At 62.8% G+C, this 23,427-nt stretch carries 20 protein-coding genes; 6 read left to right on the top strand and 14 right to left on the bottom strand.

The window, feature by feature from the left end; genetic code table 11:
• The coding region (locus ABD819_RS10350) for a hybrid sensor histidine kinase/response regulator (RefSeq protein WP_345123851.1) at positions 1–2,589 on the top strand (2,589 nt) is incomplete at its 5' end.
• 323 nt (positions 2,590–2,912) lie between these two features.
• Here ABD819_RS10350 and ABD819_RS10355 read toward each other — a convergent pair.
• On the bottom strand, positions 2,913–5,081 hold the full coding sequence (locus ABD819_RS10355; protein ID WP_345123853.1) for an FUSC family membrane protein: 2,169 nt from the start codon (positions 5,079–5,081) through the stop codon (positions 2,913–2,915).
• Positions 5,082–5,274: 193 nt separating this feature from the next.
• On the opposite strand from ABD819_RS10355, the gene ABD819_RS10360 reads away from it, so the two are divergent.
• Entirely contained in the window at positions 5,275–6,999 is a 1,725-nt protein-coding gene (locus tag ABD819_RS10360; RefSeq protein WP_345123855.1) for a T9SS type B sorting domain-containing protein, read from the top strand.
• Positions 7,000–7,069: 70 nt separating this feature from the next.
• Here ABD819_RS10360 and ABD819_RS10365 read toward each other — a convergent pair whose 3' ends face one another.
• Both ABD819_RS10365 and ABD819_RS10370 read right to left on the bottom strand, forming a co-directional pair.
• Positions 7,070–8,032, bottom strand: coding sequence for a bestrophin family protein (locus ABD819_RS10365; RefSeq protein ID WP_345123857.1), 963 nt, complete (start codon positions 8,030–8,032; stop codon positions 7,070–7,072).
• A 67-nt stretch (positions 8,033–8,099) separates the two neighbouring features.
• Complete coding sequence (locus ABD819_RS10370) at positions 8,100–8,516, bottom strand: RidA family protein (protein WP_345123860.1); 417 nt, start codon at positions 8,514–8,516, stop codon at positions 8,100–8,102.
• Positions 8,517–8,679: 163 nt separating this feature from the next.
• Here ABD819_RS10370 and ABD819_RS10375 point away from each other — a divergent pair, with 163 nt between their 5' ends.
• The 3 genes from ABD819_RS10375 to ABD819_RS10385 all read left to right on the top strand — a co-directional run bounded on the left by ABD819_RS10375 (position 8,680) and on the right by ABD819_RS10385 (position 11,569).
• Positions 8,680–9,492, top strand: coding sequence for an energy transducer TonB (locus tag ABD819_RS10375; RefSeq protein WP_345123862.1), 813 nt, complete (start codon positions 8,680–8,682; stop codon positions 9,490–9,492).
• 223 nt (positions 9,493–9,715) lie between these two features.
• A complete protein-coding gene (locus ABD819_RS10380; protein ID WP_345123864.1) occupies positions 9,716–11,209 on the top strand; it encodes a DNA integrity scanning protein DisA nucleotide-binding domain protein in 1,494 nt (497 codons plus the stop codon).
• Positions 11,210–11,287: 78 nt separating this feature from the next.
• A complete protein-coding gene (locus ABD819_RS10385; RefSeq protein ID WP_345123866.1) occupies positions 11,288–11,569 on the top strand; it encodes a GIY-YIG nuclease family protein in 282 nt (93 codons plus the stop codon).
• A gap of 77 nt (positions 11,570–11,646) precedes the next feature.
• Here the strand turns inward: ABD819_RS10385 and ABD819_RS10390 are convergent, their stop codons facing one another.
• The 5 genes from ABD819_RS10390 to ABD819_RS10410 all read right to left on the bottom strand — a co-directional run bounded on the left by ABD819_RS10390 (position 11,647) and on the right by ABD819_RS10410 (position 15,628).
• Positions 11,647–12,144, bottom strand: a complete 498-nt coding sequence (locus tag ABD819_RS10390; protein ID WP_345123868.1) for a PaaI family thioesterase — start codon at positions 12,142–12,144, stop codon at positions 11,647–11,649.
• A gap of 68 nt (positions 12,145–12,212) precedes the next feature.
• Positions 12,213–12,722, bottom strand: coding sequence for a PPC domain-containing DNA-binding protein (locus ABD819_RS10395; protein ID WP_345123870.1), 510 nt, complete (start codon positions 12,720–12,722; stop codon positions 12,213–12,215).
• 169 nt (positions 12,723–12,891) lie between these two features.
• On the bottom strand, positions 12,892–14,169 hold the full coding sequence (locus tag ABD819_RS10400) for a hypothetical protein (protein ID WP_345123872.1): 1,278 nt from the start codon (positions 14,167–14,169) through the stop codon (positions 12,892–12,894).
• A complete protein-coding gene (locus ABD819_RS10405) occupies positions 14,166–14,924 on the bottom strand; it encodes a hypothetical protein (protein WP_345123874.1) in 759 nt (252 codons plus the stop codon). Before ABD819_RS10405 ends, ABD819_RS10400 begins: the two co-directional genes overlap by 4 nt.
• A gap of 125 nt (positions 14,925–15,049) precedes the next feature.
• On the bottom strand, positions 15,050–15,628 hold the full coding sequence (locus ABD819_RS10410; protein ID WP_345123877.1) for an RNA polymerase sigma factor: 579 nt from the start codon (positions 15,626–15,628) through the stop codon (positions 15,050–15,052).
• Between the two features lie 155 nt (positions 15,629–15,783).
• Between ABD819_RS10410 and ABD819_RS10415 the strand changes: the two genes are divergently transcribed.
• On the top strand, positions 15,784–15,960 hold the full coding sequence (locus tag ABD819_RS10415; protein WP_345123880.1) for a hypothetical protein: 177 nt from the start codon (positions 15,784–15,786) through the stop codon (positions 15,958–15,960).
• A gap of 111 nt (positions 15,961–16,071) precedes the next feature.
• On the opposite strand, the gene amaB is transcribed toward ABD819_RS10415, so the two are convergent.
• The 6 genes from amaB to deoC all read right to left on the bottom strand — a co-directional run bounded on the left by amaB (position 16,072) and on the right by deoC (position 23,416).
• Positions 16,072–17,676 carry an L-piperidine-6-carboxylate dehydrogenase gene (gene amaB / locus ABD819_RS10420; protein ID WP_345123882.1) on the bottom strand — a complete coding sequence of 535 codons (1,605 nt, stop codon included), beginning with the start codon at positions 17,674–17,676 and terminating at the stop codon, positions 16,072–16,074.
• Positions 17,677–17,842: 166 nt separating this feature from the next.
• On the bottom strand, positions 17,843–19,372 hold the full coding sequence (locus tag ABD819_RS10425; protein ID WP_345123884.1) for a S1C family serine protease: 1,530 nt from the start codon (positions 19,370–19,372) through the stop codon (positions 17,843–17,845).
• A gap of 424 nt (positions 19,373–19,796) precedes the next feature.
• Positions 19,797–20,597, bottom strand: coding sequence for a hypothetical protein (locus ABD819_RS10430; RefSeq protein ID WP_345123886.1), 801 nt, complete (start codon positions 20,595–20,597; stop codon positions 19,797–19,799).
• Positions 20,598–20,775: 178 nt separating this feature from the next.
• A complete protein-coding gene (locus ABD819_RS10435) occupies positions 20,776–21,969 on the bottom strand; it encodes a M20 metallopeptidase family protein (protein WP_345123889.1) in 1,194 nt (397 codons plus the stop codon).
• Positions 21,970–22,200: 231 nt separating this feature from the next.
• On the bottom strand, positions 22,201–22,767 hold the full coding sequence (locus tag ABD819_RS10440) for a hypothetical protein (protein WP_345123891.1): 567 nt from the start codon (positions 22,765–22,767) through the stop codon (positions 22,201–22,203).
• The gene (gene deoC, locus ABD819_RS10445) at positions 22,748–23,416 is read right to left on the bottom strand and encodes a deoxyribose-phosphate aldolase (RefSeq protein ID WP_345123893.1); all 669 of its coding nucleotides are present in this window, start codon (positions 23,414–23,416) and stop codon (positions 22,748–22,750) included. Before deoC ends, ABD819_RS10440 begins: the two co-directional genes overlap by 20 nt.
• Between the last annotated feature and the right edge of the window lie 11 nt (positions 23,417–23,427).

Below are 23,427 nucleotides of genomic sequence, written 5' to 3' on the forward strand. Positions count from 1 at the left end.
CAGAACGACGAGAAGGAGAAGCGCGCCGCCGAGCTCAGCATCGCCAACAAGGAACTCGCTTTCCAGAACGATGAAAAGGAAAAGCGGGCCCAGGAGCTGAGCATCGCCAACACCGAGCTGGCGTTTCAGAACGACGAGAAGGAGAAGCGGGCGCAGGAATTGGGCATTGCTAACAAAGAGCTGGCCTTCCAAAACGACGAAAAAGGCAAACGTGCCCAAGAACTGAGCGTGGCCAACGAGGAGCTGGCGTTCCAGAACGACGAGAAGGAGAAGCGCGCCGCCGAGCTCAGCATAGCCAACAAGGAACTCGCTTTCCAGAACGATGAAAAGGAAAAGCGGGCCCAGGAGCTGAGCATCGCCAACACCGAGCTGGCGTTTCAAAACGACGAGAAGGAGAAGCGGGCCGCCGAACTGGGCATTGCCAACATTGAGCTGGCTTTTCAGAATGATGAGAAGGAAAAGCGGGCGGCCGAGCTGGTGATTGCCAACAAGGAGTTGGCCTTTCAGAACGATGAGAAGGTGAAGCGGGCGGCCGAGCTGCGCATCGCCAACTACGCCCGCAGCCTGATTGAGGCCAGCCGCGACCCGCTGGTGACCATCAGCCCGGAAGGCAAGATTACGGACATGAACATGGCCACGGTGTACATCACCGGCATTGAGCGTGAGCAGCTGCTGGGCTCTGACTTCTTCACCTATTTCACCGAGCCGCAGATGGCCCGCGAGGTGTACCAGGAAGTGTTTGCCAAGGGCACCGTGGCCGATTCGCCGCTCACGCTGCGGCACAAGGACGGCAAGCTGACCGACGTGCTGTTCAACGGCTCGGTGTATAAGAACGACGAGGGGCACGTGCTGGGCGTGGTGATTGTGGCCCGCGACGTGACCGACCAGAAGCGCATTGCCACCGAGCTGACCGAGGCCAAAATAGCGGCCGAGCGCGCCACCGTGCTGGCCGAGGAAGCCCAGGCCAACGCCGAAAGCGCCACCGCCATCGCCGAAGACGCGGTGAAGGCCAAGCAGCAGTTTCTCAGCAACATGAGCCACGAAATCCGCACGCCGATGAATGCCATCATCGGCTTCACGAAGGTGGTGCTGAAAACCGAGCTCACGGAAAAGCAACGCGAGTACCTGACGGCCATCAAGCTGAGCGGCGACACGCTGATTGTGCTCATCAACGACATTCTGGACCTGGCCAAGGTGGATGCCGGCCGGATGACGTTCGAGCAGCTTCCGTTCAAGCTCTCGGCCTCGGTGTCGGCGATGGTGCACCTGTTCGAGACCAAAATCCAGGAAAAAAACCTGGAGCTGGTGATGGAATACGACGAGAAAATTCCGGAAGTGCTGGTGGGCGACCCCGTGCGCCTGCACCAGATTATCCTCAACCTGGTGAGCAACGCCGTGAAGTTCACGAGCGAAGGCAGCATCACGGTGGGCGTGCGGATGCTGGTGCAGGACGCGGAAAAGGTCATCCTGGAATTTGCCGTGACGGACACCGGCATCGGCATTGAGCAAGCGAAGCTGAGCACGGTATTCGATAATTTTCAGCAGGCCACCAGCGGCACCAGCCGCCTGTACGGCGGCACCGGCCTGGGCCTGGCCATCGTGAAAAACCTGGTGGAGCCGCAAGGGGGCACCATCAGCGTGAAAAGCAAGGTAGGCAAGGGCTCCACGTTCAGCTTTATTCTGAGCTTCAATAAAACCCTGGAAAAAGCCGACGCGGAGTCTAACCCGAACATCGAGCTGGAGGCCGGCTTTAAGGACGTCAAGATTCTGGTGGTGGAAGACATTGCCCTCAACCAGCTGCTGATGAAGACGCTGCTGGAGGATTTCGGCTTCGAGATGGAGGTGGCCGGCAACGGCCAGATTGCCGTGGAAAAGCTGCGCACTACCCGCTACGACATCATTCTGATGGACTTGCAGATGCCCGTCATGAACGGGTTTGAGGCCACGGAATACATTCGCACCCAGCTGAAGCTGACCACGCCAATCATTGCCCTCACGGCCGACGTGACCACCGTGGACGTGGAGAAATGCAAGGCCGTGGGCATGAACGACTACATCTCGAAACCCATCGACGACAAGCTGCTCTACAGCAAGATTATCAAGTACCTGAAAAGCTCGGACTACGACAGGCAGACCGGCCCCCCACTGCCTGAGGCGGCCGAAGCGGCGCAGCCCCAGCCCATGGTTACCTGTGTCAACTTCGACTACCTGCGCCGCATCACCAAAAGCGACTCGCGCATGGCCGAGATGATTTACCTCTACCTGCAGGAGATTCCGCAGCTGGTGCAAACCATGAAAAAAGCCATCGAGGAAAAAGAGTGGGCGGCCTTGAAATTAGCCACGCATTCCATCATTCCCACGTTTGCCACCATGGGCATCAACCTGGAATTCGAGGACAATGCTAAAGACCTGCAAGCCCTGGCCGGCATTCTGATGGGAGCCGACGCTGAGTCCAGTGCCAGCACCTTGACGCAGGTTCTTCCGTTGTTTTCAAAGATTGAGGCGGTGTGTGCCTTAGCCGCCGACGAGCTGGAAGAGAAGCTCCAGCGGCTGTCGCAAACACTGCACCCGGCGCGGGTGAAGGACTAAAGAGTCGTTCAAAGGCAAACGGGTTGTTGGCTGCCAGGCATTAAGCAGTCGTTCAAAAGTAAACGGGTTGTCAGTTACCTGTTGTTAGTTGTCAGTCAGACGATTGCCATCCTGCCAACTAAGCACTTGTGCCGAAGTAACCGTATTCGAGTCGGGCCTGCCGGCCCGACCGGTCGTTGTAAGCACGTTCTGGCAAACAACGGCAACCGGGCGGACCGGGGCATACGCTTACTGCTGCACGAGTACTTACTGCCTGACAGCTTAAACCGGCAGCCACACGCTGAGCGGGCCGCTCAGCGTATGGCTGCCGGTTTGGTGCGGGGCTACTTCACCAGCCCATCGGTCACTTTGCCAATGTCGCCGCTCACTTTTTGCAAAAACGTGAGCTGTTCGAGCAGGGATTTATCGTCGGTGGCGGCGGTCGGAATTCCGGACTCGGCCGGGGCCAGTTCCAGCATGGGCACTTCGGCGGTGGGCGCAATCAGCAGCAGGCTTTTCTGGAGGGCGGCCAAGGCGCTGGTGAGGGCGCGGCGGCTCTCGGGGGCGAAGGCCGGCACGGCGGGCGCGGCCTCGCGCAGGGTGCCGGTGAGGGAAGCAATGTTGGAAGACAAAATGTGGTTCAGAACCACGAATTCGTAGGTTTTGGTGGGCCGGTACTGCTTGCTTTTGGGCTCGGTGAGCATGCGCTGGAAGGCGGCGGCCAGGTTGGCCCCGCTCACGTACACGTTTTTGCGCAGCAGGCGATACTCGTTGGGCGGCAGGGGGCGGCCGGCCAGGCGGTCGGCCAGCTGGCGCAGGTACACCAGGTTGGCGCGCAGGGCGGCGGCCATGTAGTCGGTCAGCTGGTCCGACTCCCAGCGCGGAAACAGGAAGTAGCCGGCCGCGAAGGCAATGGCGCAGCCAATGAGCGTGTCGGTAATCCGCTCTTCGGCCACGCCCAGGTAGCTCAGCCCCGCAAAGCTGAACAAAATGAGCAGGTACGCCGTGAGAAACACCACCGTAACCAGATAAACGGTGCGCTGAAAGCTGTACGCCACCACCATAAACACCACCAGCACGCCAAACCGAACCTCGGGCCAGGGCAGCAGCCACAGCACGGCCGCCCCCAGCGCCCCGCCCACCAGCGTGCCCACGATGCGCTCGGTGTTGCGCTGCCGGGTGAGGCTGAAGCCGGGCTTGAGCATGATGCTCACGGTCATCAGAATCCAATAGTTGTGCTCGCCGTTGCGCAGGCTTTCGCCGATGGTGAAGGCGACCAGGCAGGCCAGGGTCATGCGCAGGGCGTGCCGGAACACGGCCGATTTCATGGTGAAATTCTGGCTCAGGGCGTGCAGTTCGATTTCCTGATGCGCCACGAACCGGGCATGGTCGGCGGCGCGGCTGGGCGTGGGCTCAGCGGGCTGGCTTTCGTCGAAATAGCGGCGGATGTTGCCCACACGCCGAATAATATCGCGCAGGTTGACCAGGATTTTCTTCAGTACCCAGGTATTAGCTGCCGTGGCGGGGTCGTCGTCGAGGGCGCTGATGCGGGCCTGCAGCCGCTCCCATTCGGCACCAAGCTCCGGGCCCACGCCGCCGTAGGGCTGGTTGGCCTGGATGGCCACGCCGAGCTGGTCGAGCTCAGTAGCCACATGGCGGATGAGGGTAGCAATGCCGGGCAAAATACCCGTTGGCCCAAAGGCCGCGCGCACGGCCGCGTAGTCGTAGTGCCCGGCGCTGACGCGTTCGTACAGGTCCACCGTCTCCACGAACGTGAGCACGAGGCGGCGGCCCTGGCTGGTGCTCTCGTTCACAATCTGGCGGGTGCGAAACAGAAAATCGCGGGCGGCCTCCTGCTTTTCATTCACCACCACCTGCTGGGCCACCAGCTGCCGGTAGTCGTCGGCCAGCCCGGTTTGGGGTTGGTAGAAGCGGGCCTTGAGCTCCAGAAAGCGGGCCAGCGCGTGCACGCACTCGCCCAGGGCCTGCTGGGCCGGCCGGTAGGGCCGCACCTGGTACACCAGCTGGGCCAGCGCTGCGTACCAGAGCCCACCCGCCAGCAGCAGCCCGGCGTGGGGCAGCACCTGGCCCGGCGTGGGCGGGTGCGCCAGCACCAGCACCGCGTTCAGGAGGGCGGCCGTGCCCACCGCGCCGGCCCGCGCTCCCCACACAAGCAGCATGGTGAGCAGGAAGCTGAGCGCGGCGATTTCCAGCCCCAAAAGCCACACGTTGCCAGCCACCAGGCCCGTGAGCAGGCCCGTGCCGAATACCAGGGCCAGCGCGGCCAGCATGCCGTTGCGGCGGTGCGCGACCGGGCCGGGGGTATCGGTCACGCTCAGGCACAGGGCCCCGGTGGCCATGGTCAGGCCCTGCTCGAAGTAGCCCAGCTGGGCCAGCAGCGCCGCCGGCAGCAGAATGGCCACCGTGACGCGCACGCCGTCGGTGAAATTCTGCCCGAAAAAAAAGTAGTGAAGGCGGCGCGTCTGGGTATTCATGTGGGATAATCGGGTCACGGAGCAAGTAACGTAGAAACCCGCCAGCCGGCAGCTTCGCCGGTGCTGGCGGCAATAACTTTGTGCGTTCGATTCGCTGGCAACGACCAAGTGCCCTGATTTACATCGAAAAAAAGCCTGGGAATTTTGTCGAATTTTGCGACCCGGGCCAGCCGTTTTCCCTAGCTGGGCTGCCTTACTGGCTGAATTTCGCATGAATCTACCTTTCCTTTCCCTTCTACTGCTCTTCACCGCCGGGCTGGGCCTGCGCAGCCCCGCCGCCCGGGCCCAGACCCTGTACCAACCAGTGGCAGTCAGCGGCTTCACCGATGACGTGGTGGTGGATGGCCGCCGCCCGGCGGCCCAGTCCGCCACCAACCCCGTGGACCAGGGCGTGCCCAACGTGCGCTGGTGCTACACGGCCCCCAGCTACCGCACTGTTTTTGGGGCCGCGCCCGTTTCGGCGCTGCCGGCCACTGGCCTCATCAGCAGCGTCCGGACGCCGGGGCTGCGCTTTCAACTGGCGTCTTACGAGGGGCGTAATTCCCTGCGACTGGCCGGCACCAGCACCGGTGCGCTCACCCTGGCCACTCCCCAGCCGGCGGCGGCGGTTTACGTGCTGGCGGCCTGCGGCAACGGCAGCAGCCCGGTCAGCATCACGGTCACGTTCGCGGACCAGACTACCCAGACGTTCGCGGCCGTGGTACCGGACTGGTACGGGGGGGCCAATTACGCCATCCAGGGCGTGAGCCGGGTGAACTTCGATACCAACGCCATCGAAAACAACCTCACCGACCCGCGCCTGTACGAAGTGCGCCTGCCCCTGGCCCCGGCCAATGCCGGCAAGCTGGTCCAGCGCCTCACGTTCGCCAAGAGTTCGGCCGGCCCAGCCCCCATCCTCAACGTGATGGCCATCAGCCTGGAGCTGCCCTGCGCCCTACCCGGCGGCACGCTCACGGCCAGCGCGGGCCCGGTGTGCCCCGGCCAGCCGGTGGTGCTCACGGCGCTGCTGGTGGGCGGGCGCAGCTTCAGCAGCCAGTGGCAGGCTTCCACTGACAACGGGATGACCTGGGCTGATATCGCCGGAGCCACCCAGCTTACCTACACCGCGGCCCCGCTGGCAGGCACCCAATACCGCCTGCGCATCGCCTGCCCCACCAGCTCGGCGCTGCTGGGGCCAGTGGCCGTAGCGGTAACGGCCGCCGGACCACCCGCTACGCTGGCCTACTCCCGGGGCAGCGTCTGCCAGCGGGATATCAGCGGGCCAACGGTGGTTTTCGGACCCGGCGGGGGCCGCTTTTCAGCTCCGCCCGGCCTGGCTCTCGATGCGGCCACGGGGCGCGTCGCGCCAGCTGCCTCGGCACCGGGCACCTACATAATTACCTACACCGCCCCGGGCCTGTGCCCCGGCAAGGCCACGGCGACCCTGACAGTGCTGGCCCCGGTAGTGGCCACGGTGGCATATGCGGCCCCGGCGTTCTGCACGGCCGCCGCCCACCCCACGCCGGTAGCGCAGCCCCTGGGCGGCACATTCAGCGGGGGGGCCGGCCTGGCTCTCGACCCCGCTACGGGCACCATCGACTTGGCCCGCACCCCGGCCGGCACCTACCCGGTAACATACTCAATAGCGGGTAATTGCGGCAGCACGGCCACCACGCAGGTAACCATCACGGGCAATACGCCACCGGTTTTTCCCAATGTCATCACCCCCGGGCCCGACCGGCTAAACCAGTCGCTCACCTTCCGCCTGACCGACGTGCGGGAATACACCCTGCAGGTTTTCAGCCGCTGGGGCCGGCTGGTCTGGCAAAGCCACGACCCCACTCAGGGCTGGACGGCCGATGAGAGCAGCGCGGGCACCTATTTCTATCGGGTGGTCTACACCGACTGCGCCAACCGGCCGCAGGCTTACCGCGGCTGGGTAGAGGTGATTAAGTAAATTAAGAATGAGGAATTGAAAATCGGAACGTCCAATTTTTAATTCCTCATTCTTAATTTTTAATTCAATTCTAATACAGTACGTCATCCACGGCTTCGATTTTGGACGGCAGCTCGGTTTCGCCCAGCAGCTCGCGCAGGTCGATTTCGATGCTGCGGCAGATGGCCGTCATCGGCACGTCGTAGATGTCGTTTTCGAAGGGGTTTTCGCTGGTGTGGCCCACTACCTCGATAACGTTGAAGACCCACGATACCAACACCGAGAATGGCACCATCAGCCAGACGTGGTACTGGCCCAACGCCATGCGGCTATCGAATTCCTCAACCAGACCCAGCGGCAGCACGGCGGCAAATACCCATACGAAAATGAAGCTGAAATACGCATACTGGCGCGGAAACGGGGTGTTCTTGATGCGCTCGCAGCCGCCCTGGGCATTCAGCAAGTCCTGAATAGTCCGCATCAGGGCCACTTGCCGGAACTCGGTGAGCAGGCCGCGCTGGAACAGCTCGCGCAGCTCGATGCTCTGGCGACGCAGCAGGTGGGTGGGCGGGTTGCTGAGAACTTTGGCCGTGGCGGCTTCTTCCGGGGGCAGAAACGGCGCTACCTCGGTGTCCCACTGGGCGGCCGTCTGGCGGCGCAGGTGCAGGCGCAGGGCATTGCACCAGGCTATCTGGCGGTAGAGCAGGCGGCGGTGCAGCTCGCTGATGTCGTCGGCTTCGGGAGTGACTTCGTCGGGCGTGGCATGCACGTAGTCGAATGCCCGGATGGCCCAGAAGCGACTCGTATTCACGATGGTCCCCCACAGCTGCCGCCCCTCCCAGAACCGGTCGTACGACCCGTTGCTTTTGAAGCCAATGTAAAACGCCACGGCCGTACCCAGCAGTGCCACCGGCTGCCAGGGGATATCGAGCCAATGGATGTTTAAAGGCCCGTAAAGAAAGCAGACGGCCGTATTGTAGATAGTGAACAGGAAGAGGCTGCGGCGCGTGAGCTGCCAGACCACATTCCAGCGAAGATTTTTACGAACATACATAAGTGCCCATAACCCCGGTTCGCACCGGGGGGTTACACGCCGGGCATTAAAACCCCGTTAATAAACGCTAGGCGCGCAGGGCCGCGATGCACTTGAGCTCGATGGCAATGGGCGTGGGCAGGGCGTTGATTTCGATGGTGGTACGGCAGGGCTGGGCCGTGGCGAAGTACTGGGCGTAGAGCCGGTTGTAGGTCGGGAAGTCGTCTTTCATGTTGGTGAGGAAGACGGTCACGTCCACCAAATCGTCCCAGGCCGCGCCGGCTTCTTCCAGAATGTAGCGCACGTTTTGGAACACGGCGTGGCACTGGCTTTCGAAGTCGTACTGCAGAATATTGCCGTCTTCATCCACCTCCACACCGGGGATGCCGCGCTGCCCACGCTGCCGCGGCCCCACGCCCGAGAGAAACAGCAGGTTGCCCACCCGGCGGGTGTAGGGATAGGCGCCAACGGGCTCAGGGGCGCGGGAAGTGGTGGGCTCAGCCATGAGAAAAGTGCGTTAGGGTTGAAAGTAAATCTCCCCAAATAACGTCAGCACCGCTGGGATGGGGGCGCACTGGCAAGGTTTTTAGAAAGCACTGCGGCTGGGTTGCCGTTCTTTGCAATCATCGCTACTTATTAACCCGCTACCACCCGCTATTTCCGTCCGTATGAAATCATCCCTGCTCCTGCTGCTCGGCGGCCTCACCTTTGTCAGCGTCGGTGCCCAGGCCCAGAAGCGCAAAATGCCGCCCAAGCCCTCGGCCACGCAGATTTATGATTCGGTGGCCCAGCCGGCCGTGCCCCTGGGCGGCACCGAAAAATACGCCCGCTTCCTCTCCGACCACCAGAAGTACCCGGCCAGCGCCATGCAGAAAGGCCTGCAAGGCACGGTGAAGGTGAGCTTCGTGGTAGAAAAAACCGGCACCGTGAACGAGGTAAAAGTAGAAGCGCCGGTTGCGCCCGAGCTCGATGCCGAAGCCATTCGCCTCATCAAAAGCGGCCCGCAGTGGACGCCGGCCAAGCACCGCAACCAGGTGGTGCGCCAGCGGGTGGTGGTACCGGTGTCGTTCGTGATGTCGCCGGGCAGCACCGTCACCCTGTCGTCCGACAAAGTGCGGCCCATTACCACGTCGGCGGCCGACATCGCGGCCTCGGCCAACCCCGACCGGCCGGCCGTGGTGCCGCCCGACCGCCCCACCCAGCCCGTGGGCGGCAACCAGGTTTTTTTCGACTGGGTTGAGAAGAACCAAAAATACCCCACCCTGGCCCGGCAGCGCAAGATTCAGGGCAAGGTGATGGTCGAATTCATCGTGCAGACCGATGGTAGCCTGACCGATGCCCGCGTAACCCGCAAAATGGGCTCCGGCCTCGACGAAGAAGCCCTGCGCCTCATCAAGTCCGCCCCGAAATGGGAGCCCGCCATTTACCAGGGCAAGCCGATAAAGCAAAAGATGCTCTTGCCGGTTCTGTTCCAGCTGTAAGCAACGCGGAACGATAACTCCCCTCCTTTTTTAAGGAGGGGACATTTCAGCAAAGCTGAAATTGGGGTGGTGCCACCGGAGGGCGCTCGTTAAACGATACCAAACGACTCACTACGGCGTCCTTCGGGTATCGTTCAACGGGTGTAACCACCCCCGTCCGAGCCTGCGGCTCGCACATCCCCTCCTTGGTAAGGAGGGGAGTTTTTTTCTTTCACCCTGCTCTATGACGCCAACTCTCGCTCCTGCTTCCACCCTGCTCTGGCCCCACCAGCGTTACCGCAAAGCGGCGCAGGCCCTGGCTGAAGAGCTGTTCGATGCCCTCGACGACGACCTGAAGCCTTTTGTGGTGCTGCTGGCCCTGCCCATCGACGCCACGCTGCCCGCCCGCTGCCTCGAACCTGAGGACTGCGGCCTGCCCGCCGAGGCGTTTACCAACGCGGTGGCCCGGGGCCGGGTCATTCAGCACTCCACCCCCTGGCCCTACCCCGAGCGCGACGATGTAAGCCCCGCTCTGGTGCGCCGCAAGCACGAGGGCCTGGGCGTGCGCGATGCCGTGCAGGAAACCCTCGATGCCCTTGATGAGCACGCGGCCCATCAGCATTTTACCGGCTGGCCGGTGGCTATCCGGGGCTATTTTGTGCTGACAGTGCTGCGCGTGCAGCGCAAGCCGGTGCGGGCCTACCCGTCGCTGCGGCCCCACCGCTTCTACACCGATGGCCGGCCGCTGGCCGCTTCACTGCTGGTAGCGGCCATGTACCGCTTCAACGAAGAGAGCGTGAAAGCCCTGAGCGAGCCCGAGCCCGGCGCGGGCATCATCATGCGACCCCGCGAGAGCGAAGAGCTGCTGCGCGCCGCCGGCAAATCGCTGCTCGATACCCCCGCCCAGGCGCTGGGCCTCGACCCGGCCACCACCAAGCTCTTCGCCACCTGCAACACCATCAGCAGTCTGCGCTACGAAGGGGCCGAGGGCGTGGGCAAGCTGCTGCTGGCCCGCCGCGGCCACCCCAACATTGAGGAGATTTTCGCCCTCACCTGCCCCACCGAGCTCACCGACTACCGCGCCGTGCGCAAGCTACTGGAGATGACCACCCCCGATGTCCACCTGCTCGCCGATGGCGAAACGGTGTACGCCCTGGGCCGCCACGTGGGCCACTACGATGCCGTGCGGGAAGACTTGTTCGTCATCAGCTTCATCACCCACTACGCTTGGGAGCTGCAGCACGCCGGCCATATACTGCTGCGCTCGCACTACGGCCTGCCCGGGCTGCCGCGCACGCGCCTCAGCCGCACGGGCTTCCGCCGGGCCCTCAAGCGCACCTTCGGCCTCACCGACGCGCCCAGAGTGGAGCGCCTCTGGGATGTGGTGCTCGAAGCCAGCCGCCAGAAGCACGGCACCCTGCTGGTCATCACCACAGAGGCCCTGGCCGAAGCCGACCGCCTCAAGCTGCAATGCACGCTCATCGAGCCCGTGCCGCTCACTCCGCTCATCACCCGCCTCGTCACCAGCATCGACGGTGCGGTTTTGCTCGACCCGGAAGGCTTCTGCTACTCCATCGGCGTGATTCTGGATGGCCGCGCCTCCGGCCGGGGCGACAGCACCCGCGGGGCGCGGTATAATTCGGCCCTGCGCTACGTGGAAAGCTCCGATTATCCCTGCATCGCCATCGTGGTTAGTGAAGATGGCATGGTGGATGTGATTACCTCGGTGAAGGAGTAGCTAGCTGTCATTGCGAGGAGGCACGACGAAGCAATCCGTCCTGTTCTCAGCGACTAATCTGATAATGTGACAAGCCCAATGATTCGCACCTATTATATCTATCTACTCACCAACGCCAACCATACCGTACTGTACACCGGCGTAACAAATAACCTGGAACGCCGCATAGCAGAACACAAAGTTGGAATCCACGAAGGCTTTACCAAAAAATACAACGTGCACAAGCTGGTGCATTTTGAAACTTATGGCAGCATCGACGATGCCATTGCTCGGGAGAAGCAAATTAAGGCTGACTCAAGGGCCAAAAAACTGGCATTGATTAACACGAGTAATCCGAATTGGGAGGAGTTAGCAGGGTAATTTCTTGGCTTATCACAACTCAGGGCTGGTCGCCTTTACAGGACGGATTGCTTCGTCGTGCCTCCTCGCAATGACAATTACCGCTTGGCCCGAAACGACCAGGTGAGCCGGAACACGGCCACCACGTCGCCCGCTTCGTCCACGCCGGTGCTGGTGCAGGCTATGGTGCGGCCTTCGCCGGTGGCGCGGCTCTCGGCCACGGCCTGGGCAATGGCCGGGCCATCGGGGCAGGTGAAAGTGATGAGGCCCACGGCTTTTTTCATGAAGTCGCCTTCGAGCTTCACCACCAGCATCGAAACCGGACTACCCCCTTGCACGTGCATCATGGCCTGCATGCCGCTGGCCAGCTCCGCCGCCATGGCCAGGCAAGCAAAGTAGATGCTACGAAACGGGTTTTGGGTGAGGTGCTTGAACCGGACGGTGACTGTGGCGTGCACCGGCGTGAGCTGCGTGAGGCGCAGACCCGCCAGCCACGCCATGGGCAGCTTGCGCACCATAAACAGCCGCAGCTTCATGGGGTTGAGCACCTGGCGGCGGAAAGCGGCGGCTTGGGGGGTATCGACGGAGGTAGTCATGGGCGCGGCAATTCGGGAGTTACGACTCGCAAGAACGGCACGCCCGGCGCTGGAACCTCGGCCAACGGCTATTCTTTCTTTTTGCGCGGGGCGGGCGGGACCGGATACACCACCAGCTCCTTGTAGCCGAAAATGGGGTCGGTTTCGCGCCGGTATTCCACCTCGGGCAGCTCGCCCAGCACGATTTCGGCCGTAGTATACACCCGGCAGCCATCGAGCAAATGCCCGCCGATGGTGCGCCCCGTGCTATCCGAAACCGCCAGGTGCAGGTGCGAGCCATTGACGGAAAGCGTGCCGACCAGCGACACGATTTCAAAGTGACCTTTGTACACGCTGGGGCCTTCCTGGTTAGCCAGCCGCAGCGTGGCTACCGTGAGGCTGCCCACGCAGGTGAGCATGGTTCCGGCCCGGATGTGGTGCTCCTGCACGAAGGCAGTGAGCTGCTGGCGCAAGTCGTCGCCGGGCCGCAGGCGTAGGGAATACGTTTTCAAAGCGGAAGCTTGGGCGGTGGGCACGACGGCCGGAGTTTGGGCCAGCGCAGGGCCGGCCAGCAGGAATAAGCACAGGAATCGAAGCACGAAGCAAAGAACGTCAAACTAATACAACGTCATGCTCATCTGGCGTCCGCGCAGCCGAAGCATCTCTACCTCAATAGCAATCCAATTAAAGGGATTAGTTGCGCAGTAGAGATGCTTCGACTGCGCGGACGCCAGATGAGCATGACCGTTCTGATTGAACTCTTCCGCGCTACTTGCTGAACCGGACGGTACCGTAGCGCACCTTAATATTGACATTGCCCGCCTGGCGGGACGGTGCCAGCGCCCCAAATACGCCCAGCACGTCGCTGGTCTGCGGGCCGTTTTCCTGCGAGAGCACGCGCACCAGGTTTTTATCGACCAACAGCTGCCCCTGCTCGGTGCTCACGTCGAAGCGGAAGCCGGGAGCCTCAGCAAACCCCAGCCGGATAGTGCTGAAGCCACCATCGAGGTTTACCTGCCGGAAATTGGCCCCCATGTCGCGCACCACAAAATCGGGGCAGTAGCGCAGGGCCATGTCCAGGGCTTCATCGAGTTTATCAATGGTGAAGCGCGAGTAGCCTGACGAGCCGCGCAGGTTGCGCACGGTGCCCAGGGCCACGTCGCCGTACTTGCTGTGCACCGTCAGGTCCTGCACCGTGCCGATGTCAATGTCCGAATAATTGTTGCGCAGGTCTACCGTCGTGCCTTCGTCGAGGCGCAGGCGGGCGTAGCTGGCGTCGATGCTGGCGCGGCCCACGAAGGCAATCGTGCCGTTGCCGTTGCCTACCCGAATCAGGTTGTGCGGCCCTTCGAGACGACTGGTGCGCAGCGCGCCGTACTCCACGGCTAGTTCCGTAGGGCCGCTCATATCACCGGTAATGGCCACCTCACCAAAGCTGTTGTAGACACGTAGAGCCGTGGTACGGGGCAGCCACACGGTATAGTTCACTTCGTAGCGGCAGCCGCCGGCGCGCCCCCGCAGGGCCGGGCCAAACTGCGTGCTTACGGCCACGCCGCCGGTTTTGGCGTCGTAGTCGAGCCACTGCACGCCCAGGGCATCGAGCACCTGGCGGGCCCCCGCGTCGGTTTCGGAACGGGCCACCAGCTCGGCTTCCACTTTTATTTCCCGCTTGTTCCACGGGTTAATTTGCACGCGGCCGTAGCGGGTATCGAGCGAGAACGGCCGGCCGGTTTTGGGCACCGCGTAGCTGCGGCTCACGCGGCGGCGCTGCTCTACCTGCAGGCTGGCGGCATCCTGGCCGTCGGGTTGCTCGGGCTGGGATTTGGCTGGCTGCGGGTCCTGCGTCGGGGGCACTTCGGTACCGAAAAGCGCAGCTTCAGCCCGGCTGGCTTCCGGGCTTAGCACCAGTATAGCCACGCCCGGCCCCACGGCCACCCACCGCCCATTCTGGGCGCGGGCCACCGGCGCGGTCAGCAGCGTGGTGGCCACCAGCAGGGCTACTGCCCACCGGTGCCAGTTTCCAAATAAGGCCAGCGGTTGGTTCATTCGGGCAGGTGGCGGCTGTCGGCCAGCACGTAAGAACCGGAACTGCGGTCAGCAGCCGGAGCTTCGGTGCCCAGGTGCAGCTGCTGGTCGAGAATATCGAGGCGGATTTGCAGGTTGCGGTTCATGGCCGTGAGCACGGCATCGGGCTGCGGGTGGTGCAACAGCTCCTGTTTCAGCTGGCGGTAGCTCGAATCGAGCGACACCAGCTCGTGCTGCCAGTCGGCGGTCATGCCGGCCGCGCCGGGGCCGCTCAGCTCGCGCAGCTCGCTTTGGCGGCGGCTGAGCTGGTTGGCGTAGTAGGTTTCCATACCGCGCACGGCCCGCACCAGCTGGCTATCGGCTCCCACGGTGCGCTCGCCGGCGGTGAGGGCCACCGGGTTGCTGCTTTGGTAAAGCGCCGCATCGGGCTCCTCATTAACGACTGCTGCCGAAGCGGTAGCCACTTCAGCTTTGGCTTGGTGATTCGATTTCCAGGCCTCACTGGCTCCGGCTGCAAATACCAGCAAAGCCAGGGAGGCAGCCACGCCGTAGCGATGCAGCCAACTGGTGCGCACGGGAGCCACCGGCGCGGCGACGGGAAGAGGCCTGGCAACATCATCCGTCAGGCGCATCACGGGCTCGGCCGGGGGCGCTACGGAACCGGCCAGCTGCTGCTCGAGGGCGGCCCACAGGGCGGGGCGTGGCTCGTGCGTATCGAAATCGGCGCGGTGCCGCTCGACGAAGCTTTCCAGTGAATTATTCTTTTTGGTATCCATGAGAGAGTGACGAACGCACGGTTCTTTCTGGTTCTAACGGGCTGCGGGGATATACGAAAACCGCCGCCGGGCGAAAGAGAATTAAGCGTAATGTGAAATACTTAACTACTAGCAACGATAAAAGATTAACCAAGGCCGCGCTGAGCGGCCAACTCGCGCAGGCGCACCCGGGCCCGGCTGTACTGCGACTTGGAGGTAGATTCGGTAATGCCCAGGATGCCCGCGATTTCGAGGTGGTCGTAGCCTTCCAGCAGGTAAAGGCTCAACACCACGCGGTAGCCGTCGGGCAGCTCCTGAATGCAGCGGCGCAGCACGTCGGCGCGGTAGTGGGTGTCGGCTTCGTCCTCATGTGACGGGCCGGCGGTGTCGGCCGGCTCTTCGTGGTGCTGCTCGCCCAGCGGCACCAGCGCCAGCCGCCGCTGGCGCAGGCAGTTGATACTTTTGTTCACCACGATGCGCTTGAGCCAGGCCCCGAAAGCCGAGTCGCCCTTGTAGCTGCTCAGCTCCCGAAAGGCACTCAGGAAGGATTCCTGGAGCACGTCCTCAGCCTCGGCGTAGTCGCCGGTGATGCGCAGGGCGGCGTTGAACATGGCTTTGGAATAGCGCCGGTAAATCTCGGCCTGGGCCGCACGGTCGTTTAGCCGGCAGCGCTCCACCAGCGGGGCGTTGATGTCGATGTACGCGGAGATGGATAGGGCTTCCATGCAGAAAACGGATAGGGGGCTTAAGCGAAGAAGAGACTACAGCACCGGGAGAAACGTTGCACCTACCGGCACTTTTGTGCAGCCCGGCACGTACTTGAGTCATTCAATCAGGTAAGCAATTTACTGCCACGACCAAGGAAAAACTATTCGCCGCGGTGAAGGATTTACCGGAAGACTTTGAGTTGGAAGACTTGTTTGAACGATTGGTCCTAATTAAGCGCATCGAGGAAGGGATTCGTCAATCCGACAACGGCAAAACCGTAGCGGAAGCAGAGGCGCGGGCTTATCTAAGCCGCTGGTCGGCCGATGCTTGTTCAACTGCCAGCCTCTAACCGGTCAACTGCCGCTATATTCCGCAATGTCTCACGAAAAAGCCCTGCCTGAACGAATTCAGGCAGGGCTTTTTCATGGTTCCGGCACAAGCTAAAGCATGTGCTACATGCTTACACGTCGAACTTAATACCCTGGGCCAGCGGTAGCTCCGTGCTGTAGTTGATGGTGTTGGTCTGGCGGCGCATATACACTTTCCAGGCGTCGGAGCCGGACTCGCGGCCGCCGCCGGTTTCCTTTTCGCCGCCGAATGCACCGCCGATTTCGGCCCCGCTCGTGCCGATGTTCACGTTGGCGATGCCGCAGTCGGAGCCGCTGGCGGCCAGGAAGGCTTCGGCTTCACGCATGTTCAGGGTGAAGATGCTGCTGGACAGGCCCTGGCGCACGTCGTTCTGCAGGTCGATGGCGTGCTGCACCTCGCCGCTGTACTTGATGAGGTAGAGGATGGGCGCGAACGTTTCTTCCTGCACCGTGTGGTAGTGGTTTTCCACCTCCACCAGCGCGGGGGTCACGTAGTGGCCGCCGGCCAGCTCGGGGCGGTTCAGCACTTCGCCGCCGGCCAGGAGCTTGCCACCTTCGGCCTGCACGTTCACGAGGGCCGTTTCGAACATCTTCACCGCGTCGGCGTCGATGAGCGGGCCAACCAGCGTGCCTTCCTTCAGGGGGTGGCCGATGGGCAGCTTGGGATAGGTAGCCAGCAAGCGGCTTTTCACTTCCTCAAACACGCTTTCTTCAATAATCACGCGGCGGGTGCTGGTGCAGCGCTGCCCGGCCGTGCCCACCGCCCCGAACACGATGGCGCGGATGGCAATGTTCAGGTCGGCGTTTTTGGTGACAATAATGGCGTTGTTGCCACCCAGCTCGAGCAGGGCGCGGCCCAGGCGGGCCCCCACTACTTCGCCCACCTTGCGGCCCATGCGGGTGCTGCCGGTGGCCGAAATCAGCGGCAGACGCTTGTCGGCAGCCATGGCGGCCCCGATGGCTGCATCGCCGATAATGACGCTGAACACGCCTTCCGGAATCTCGTTCTCCGCCAGCACGTCGCGGATGATGTGCTGCACGGCCACGGCCGTGAGGGGCGTTTTCTCTGAGGGCTTCCAGATGCTCACGTCGCCGCACACGGCGGCCAGCATGGCGTTCCAGCTCCACACGGCCACTGGGAAGTTGAAGGCCGAGATGATGCCCACCAGGCCCAGCGGCTGGTATTGGTCGTACATGCGGTGGGCGGGGCGCTCCGAGTGCATGGTGAAGCCGTGCAATTGCCGGCTCAGGCCCACGGCGAAGTCGCAGATGTCAATCATCTCCTGCACCTCGCCCAGGCCTTCCTGAAGGATTTTGCCCATTTCGGCGCTCACCAGCTTGCCCAGCGGCTCCTTGAATTCGCGCAGCTTGTTGCCAATCTGGCGCACAATCTCGCCGCGCTTGGGGGCGGGTACCAGCCGCCAGGTTTTGAAGGCTTCTTCGGCGGCTTTCACCACGATTTCGTAGTCGGCGAGGGTGGCGAAGGCTACGCTGGCCATGCGGCGGCCATCGGCGGGGGCGTTGATGACGCGGCGGTCGGTATTGTCAGCGCCACCCCAGGTGCGGCCGGTGCTGTAGGCGGCGTTGTCGGCCTGCACGCCCAGCTGGCGCAGCACGTCCTGAATGCCGTGGGGGTCGTGGTGAGGATGCGGAACGGTTACGTCGGGCGCGGTGGCTTCTTCGAGGGCTTGCTTCATGAGAAACGGGGGTGGGAATGCGATGGGGTAATGCTTCAGCAAAGCTAAGGAATGCGACGGCCACCCGCCACTTGTGCGAGCGGCCGTTACCTAACCAGCCGCAATTCGCGACACAAAAAAAGCCTCTACCGAATGGCAGAGGCTTTTTATCAACTATAAACCAACGCTATTCCTGTCCGATGGGGTAATACGCCTTGCGGCCATCCGGATAGAGACCTTCCACCAGCGCGCCCTGGTTTTCGCGGGCCTGGTCGAGGTAGGTTTTCACGTCGGCGGGCTTGGTCACCGTGTTTTTATCGATGCGGGTAATGATGAAACCATCGCCCATACCCGACTCGCGGAAGTTGCTGCCCTTGATGCCGGTGATTTTGGCCCCGCCCTCAATGCCCAGCTTGGCCTGCTCGCGGGCCGGCACCACGCTCAGCGTGGCACCTTCGTATTTCAGGCTGGCGGCCACGGCTTCCTCGCGCACCACCCCGGTCGTGCCCGTGGCATTACGCAGAATGGCCTCGGCCATACCGGCCGTGCCGCCGCGCAAATAGCTTACCTTGATGCGGTCGCCAGGCCGGAACCGGGCCACCTGCTCCTGCAGCTGCGACGAGGTGTTTACCACCACCCCGTTAATCCGGGTGATAACGTCGCCGGACTTAATGCCGGCCACCGCCGCCGAGCTGCTCTCGCTCAGGCCCTCCACGTACACCCCGTTCAGGGTGTTCAGCTTCTTCTCGGCGGCCAGCTTGGCGTCCACTTCCCGAATCTGCACGCCCAGCAGGGCCCGCTGCACCACTTTATACTTCAGCAGGTCGTCGACCACCTTGCTGGCCAGCGAGCTGGGAATGGCAAAGGCGTAGCCCTCGAACGTGCCGGTGCGGGAGGCAATGGCCGAGTTGATGCCGATGAGGTCGCCGTTGAGGTTCACGAGGGCCCCGCCCGAGTTGCCGGGGTTCACCACGGCGTCGGTCTGAATGAACGACTCCAGGCCCATGTTATCCTTCCGGTTGAGGATGCCAATGCTCCGGCCCTTAGCCGAGATAATCCCGGCCGTCACGGTCGAGTTCAGGTTGAAGGGGTTGCCCACGGCCAGCACCCACTGCCCCACCTTCACATCGTCGGAGTTGCCGTATTTCACGAAGGGCAGGTTGTCGGCCTTCACCTTGAGCACGGCCAGGTCGGTGTTGGGGTCGGCCCCCACCAGCTCGGCATCGTACTTGCGCTTGTCATCTAGCACCACCTCAATCTTGGAGGCTTTCTCGATGACGTGGTAGTTGGTCACGATGTAGCCATTGGCGGCGATAATTACGCCCGAGCCGGAGCCCGAGCCCCCGCCCTGCGGCACCTGCGGGTGGCCGGGCGGCATCTGTCCCTGGCCCTGAAACTGCTCGTACTGGTCGCCAAAGAACTGGCGCAGGAAGGGGTCCATCTGCTGCTGGCGGCGGTCGGCGGCCGGCGCGGCGTATTCGGTCATTACGTGCACCACGGCCGGGGTCACGGCGGCGGCGGCGGCCACGAAGTTCAGGCCCTCGGGCACGGCATACGGCGTGCTCCGCATCTCAGAAGTATACCGAACCTGGGGGTCGGCGGCTACAGCCTGGGGCACCAGTTGGGCCGGCTCCAGCAGCTTGTATCCCCCCAAGGCCACGCCGCCGCCCAATATGGCGGAACCGAGCAGGCCGAGCATTAGTTGTTTTGCTTGCATGGGGTTGAGAAAAGTGAAGTGAAATGGGTGAATAAGTAGTCTGATTTAAGCTCCTGGGAACGAAAACCGGGTGAGTCTGCCCAGGCTTTTGGGCCTTAACGCTCGAAGGATTCGCTTTCGCGTCTCAGGGTTGCTTTTAGCAGAAAACAAGCCAACTACGCCAGCCTGAGACTATAACAAAGCTGACTGCAAAAAAGGCACCCCGGGAGGTGCCTTTTTTGCAGTGCTACTTCCGAATGGGGCAATTTTGACGTTTAACGGGTAGTGGAAGGCTGCTGAAGCGGGCCGGTCAGACCGCCCAGGGCGGTCTGACCGGTTGAAGCACCAACGATTTCCGCCGCCCAACAACCGGTCAGACCGCCCAGGGCGGTCAGACCGGAGCAACGACCGCAAAATTTGGGCAAGAACAAGTATTATCCCTCCCCTAGTGCTGGGTGGGCAGCTGCTGGCGGGTAGCCGCGTCGCGGCCCTGCAAAATGGTAAAACGTAAATCGACCCCCAACACCGGCGACACTGAATTGACGCGCCCCGCCGGGATGGTGATGTTGCCCATGGCATCCGTCTGAGCCAAGCCCAGACTGTAAGTGGTCTGGTAGGCGAACCAGGGCGTAAAATCCAGGCTGGGGCTGAGCCGGCACCCCAATTCGCCCCGCAGGCTGGTGAACTGGATGGACCGCTCGTTGGGCTCGGTTTCAGCCTTCAGGAACCGGACGCGGGTTTCGGCCTGGTAGCTCAGGCGGGGGCGCAGGGCCAGCCGGCCCACGGGCAGCACCTTTTCCAGGTCCACGCGCAGCCGGGCAAAGTTCTGACTAGTATAGCTGGCCGGGCTCGGAAAGGTGCGCTCGAAGCTCAGGCGCTGCCCAAAGGTGAGCGGGCCCAGCTGGCCACGGTGGCGCAGCAGCAGCTCGGGCACCAGCACGTAAAGCTTATTGACCGAGATGTAGCTTAGGGTGCCCCCGCCGCTCCAGTGCTCGGTCCAGAAATGCTCGTAGCCCGCACTCACCCGCCGCTCATCGAAGCCCAGGAAGCGGGTCGGGCTGGAAAAACCGTTGTTGTCGGAGTTGTTCTGGCCGCGCAGGGCAAACAGAAAATAGTCGTTGCCAGTGAGGGCCAGCTCGGCCTGCAGCTCCGGCCACAGCTGCAGGCCGTAGACCGAGCGGCGGGTTTGGCCGGCGGCGGGCAGGGTCAGGGCAAGCAGTAAGGCGCAGGCAAGTAGTTTTTTCATGGTGCAAAATAACAGAACGAGTACCCCGAATTTCCAATTCGGCCGGACGAACGAGTTGTCCCGATATCGTTCAAACGGCCGAACGTGTACCCCGAATTTCCAATTCGGCCGGGCGGACGAGTCATCCGCGTATCGTTCACCCGGCCGAATTGGAAATTCGGGGTACACGTTCTGTTTTTTAGCCGCGAGCGGCTAATTCCTGAATGGCCAGCCAGGCCATCAGGCCGGGCCCGGTGGATAAGGCCTGCTCATCAATATCAAAGGTGGGTGTGTGAACCGAGGAGGCAAAGCGGCCGTCTTCGTGCCGGGTACCCAGGCGGTAGAAGCAGGCCGGGCCCGCCTGCGAGAAGTAGGCGAAATCCTCGGCGGCCATCCACTGGTCCAGTTCCACCACGTTTTCGGGGCCGAGGTAGGCTTCGGCGGCGGCCTTCACGCGGGCGGTGAGGGCGGGCTCGTTTTCGAGGTAAGGATAGCCGCGGCGGATTTCGAGCTCGCACACCGCGCCCATGCTCTCGGCCAGGCCCTCGCAGAGGCGGCGCAGGTGCTGGTGGGCCTCGTTGCGCCACTCCTCGTTCAGCGTCCGGAAAGTGCCTTCGATGTACACTTCGTTGGGAATAACGTTGGTCGCGCCATTGGCGATGACCTTGCCGAAGCTCAGCACCGACGGAATCTTAGGGTTGGCGCGACGGCTCACAATCTGCTGCGCGGCCACGATGATGTGGGCCGCCACCAGCACGGGGTCGAGGTTCATTTCGGGCATGGCCCCGTGCCCGCCCTTGCCCTTGATGGTGAGGTAAAGCTCGTCGGTGCTGGCCATGTAGCGCCCGGCCCGCACCCCGATTTTCCCGGCCGGCAAATGCGGAAATACGTGCTGCCCCAGCACGCTGCCCACGGCCGGGTTTTCCAGCACGCCCTCCTTTATCATCAGCGAAGCGCCGCCCGGCAGCCGCTCCTCCCCCGGCTGAAACATCAGCTTCACGGTGCCCTGAAACTCGCCCTTCAACTCATTGAGGATGCGGGCCGCGCCCAGCAGTGAAGCCGTGTGCACGTCGTGCCCACAAGCGTGCATCACGCCGGGGTTGGTCGATTTGTAGGCCACGTCGTTGGCTTCCGTGATGGGCAGCGCGTCCATATCGGCCCGCAGGGCAATGGTGGGGCCACCGGGCTGGCCCTCAATCAGGGCCACCACGCCGGTGTTGGCGATGGGCCGGGGGTGCAGGCCCAGCTTCTCCAGCTCCCGCGTGACGAAAGCGGCCGTGCCGGTTTCCGCAAACGACAGCTCCGGATGGGCGTGCAGGTGACGGCGCAGGGCCACGGTATCGGCCGCGTGCTGCGCGGCAAGAAGGTGAATCTGGGGAATCAGGTCGGACATAACATTGAACGGTCAACTCCCCTCCTTGCAAAGGAGGGGATGCCGGCGCGAAGCGGCGGCTGGGGTGGTTGGGGCTTCGAACGAGACCCGAACGGCGGCCGTCCGGGGTATTCGAAAATAATCGTTCGGGGTCGTTCGCTCATCGTTCAACGATTCAACCACCCCCGTCCGAGCCGTTGGCTCGAACATCCCCTCCTCATCTGAGGAGGGGAGTTGTTATTCAATCCTCCCTTACGGATTCTTATTCAGCAGCACCTGCGTGGCTTCCAGCTCCAGCTTGGGCGTGAGGCCGCGCAGGCGGGCCAGGCCCCGGGCGGCGTCCAGCTTGGTCAGGTAATCACCAATGTAAAGGCGGTAAACCGGAGATTTGAAGGTGATGTAGTCGGTTTCGTCGGGGTAGCGCCCGATGATGTTGCGCCGGACGGCCATTACCTGGTCGCGCTCCAGCCCGAGGTACACCAGAATACGGTAGCCCTGGGCATACTTCACGTTCTGGTTGGTGTAGGCCTGGTCGCGCAGGCGCTGCTCGACCGGGGTATTTACCTGGTTGGTAGGCGTGACGGTGGTTTTGGGGAGCGCCGCCGTAGTGGTGGGGCCAGGCTTTGGGCCCGGGAATACGGCGCGGTACTTCGCTACGTCCTCGGCGGGCATGGGGGCGGGAGCGACCGCGGCCGGGGGCTTGCGCAGCGTCGTATCGGGCGGGGCGGTAGCGCGCGGGGCCTGGGATGCCGTGCCGGCGCAGGCAGCCAGGGCAAGCAGCGGGAAAACCAGCAGCATCTTAAGCAGTCGTTGTTTCATCGGTTTCAGCAAGCATAGCCAGACTATTGGAGGAACCGATGCGGTCGGCCCCGGCGGCCAGCAGGGCCAGGGCCTCTTCGCGCGTGCGGATGCCGCCGGCCGCCTTGATGCGAACCCCGGCGGGCAGCGAGCGGCGCATCAGCTCCACATCGGCCACCGAGGCCCCGCGGCTGGCAAAGCCGGTGGAGGTTTTCACGAAATCGGCCTCGCCACCCACGCACAACCGGCAGGCCAACTCAATCTCCGTCTCGGTGAGCAGGGCGGTTTCGATGATGACCTTGAGCAGGGACTGATGAACGTGGCACAAATCGGCCAGGTCGAGGATTTCGGCCTGAATAGCGTCGGCCTTGCCCGACTTCAAGGCCGAGATGTTGATAACCATATCCAGCTCCGTGGCGCCATCATACAGCGCCACCTCCGCTTCCTTAAACTTGACGCTGGCCGCAGAATAGCCCAGCGGAAAGCCAATCACCGTGCAGATGCCCACGCCCGTGCCCTCCAGCCTGGCGGTGGCCAGGGCTACGTAGCAGGGCGGCACGCACACCGTGGCAAAGCCGTGGGCGGCGGCTTCGCCGCAGAGCTGGATAATCTGCGCCTCGGTGGCATCGGGGCGCAGCAGGGTGTGGTCGATGTGGGCGGCAAGGTTCATGGCGCAAAGGT

It is taken from the genome of Hymenobacter antarcticus (assembly GCF_039539545.1).
GTDB classification, from domain to species: domain Bacteria; phylum Bacteroidota; class Bacteroidia; order Cytophagales; family Hymenobacteraceae; genus Hymenobacter; species Hymenobacter antarcticus.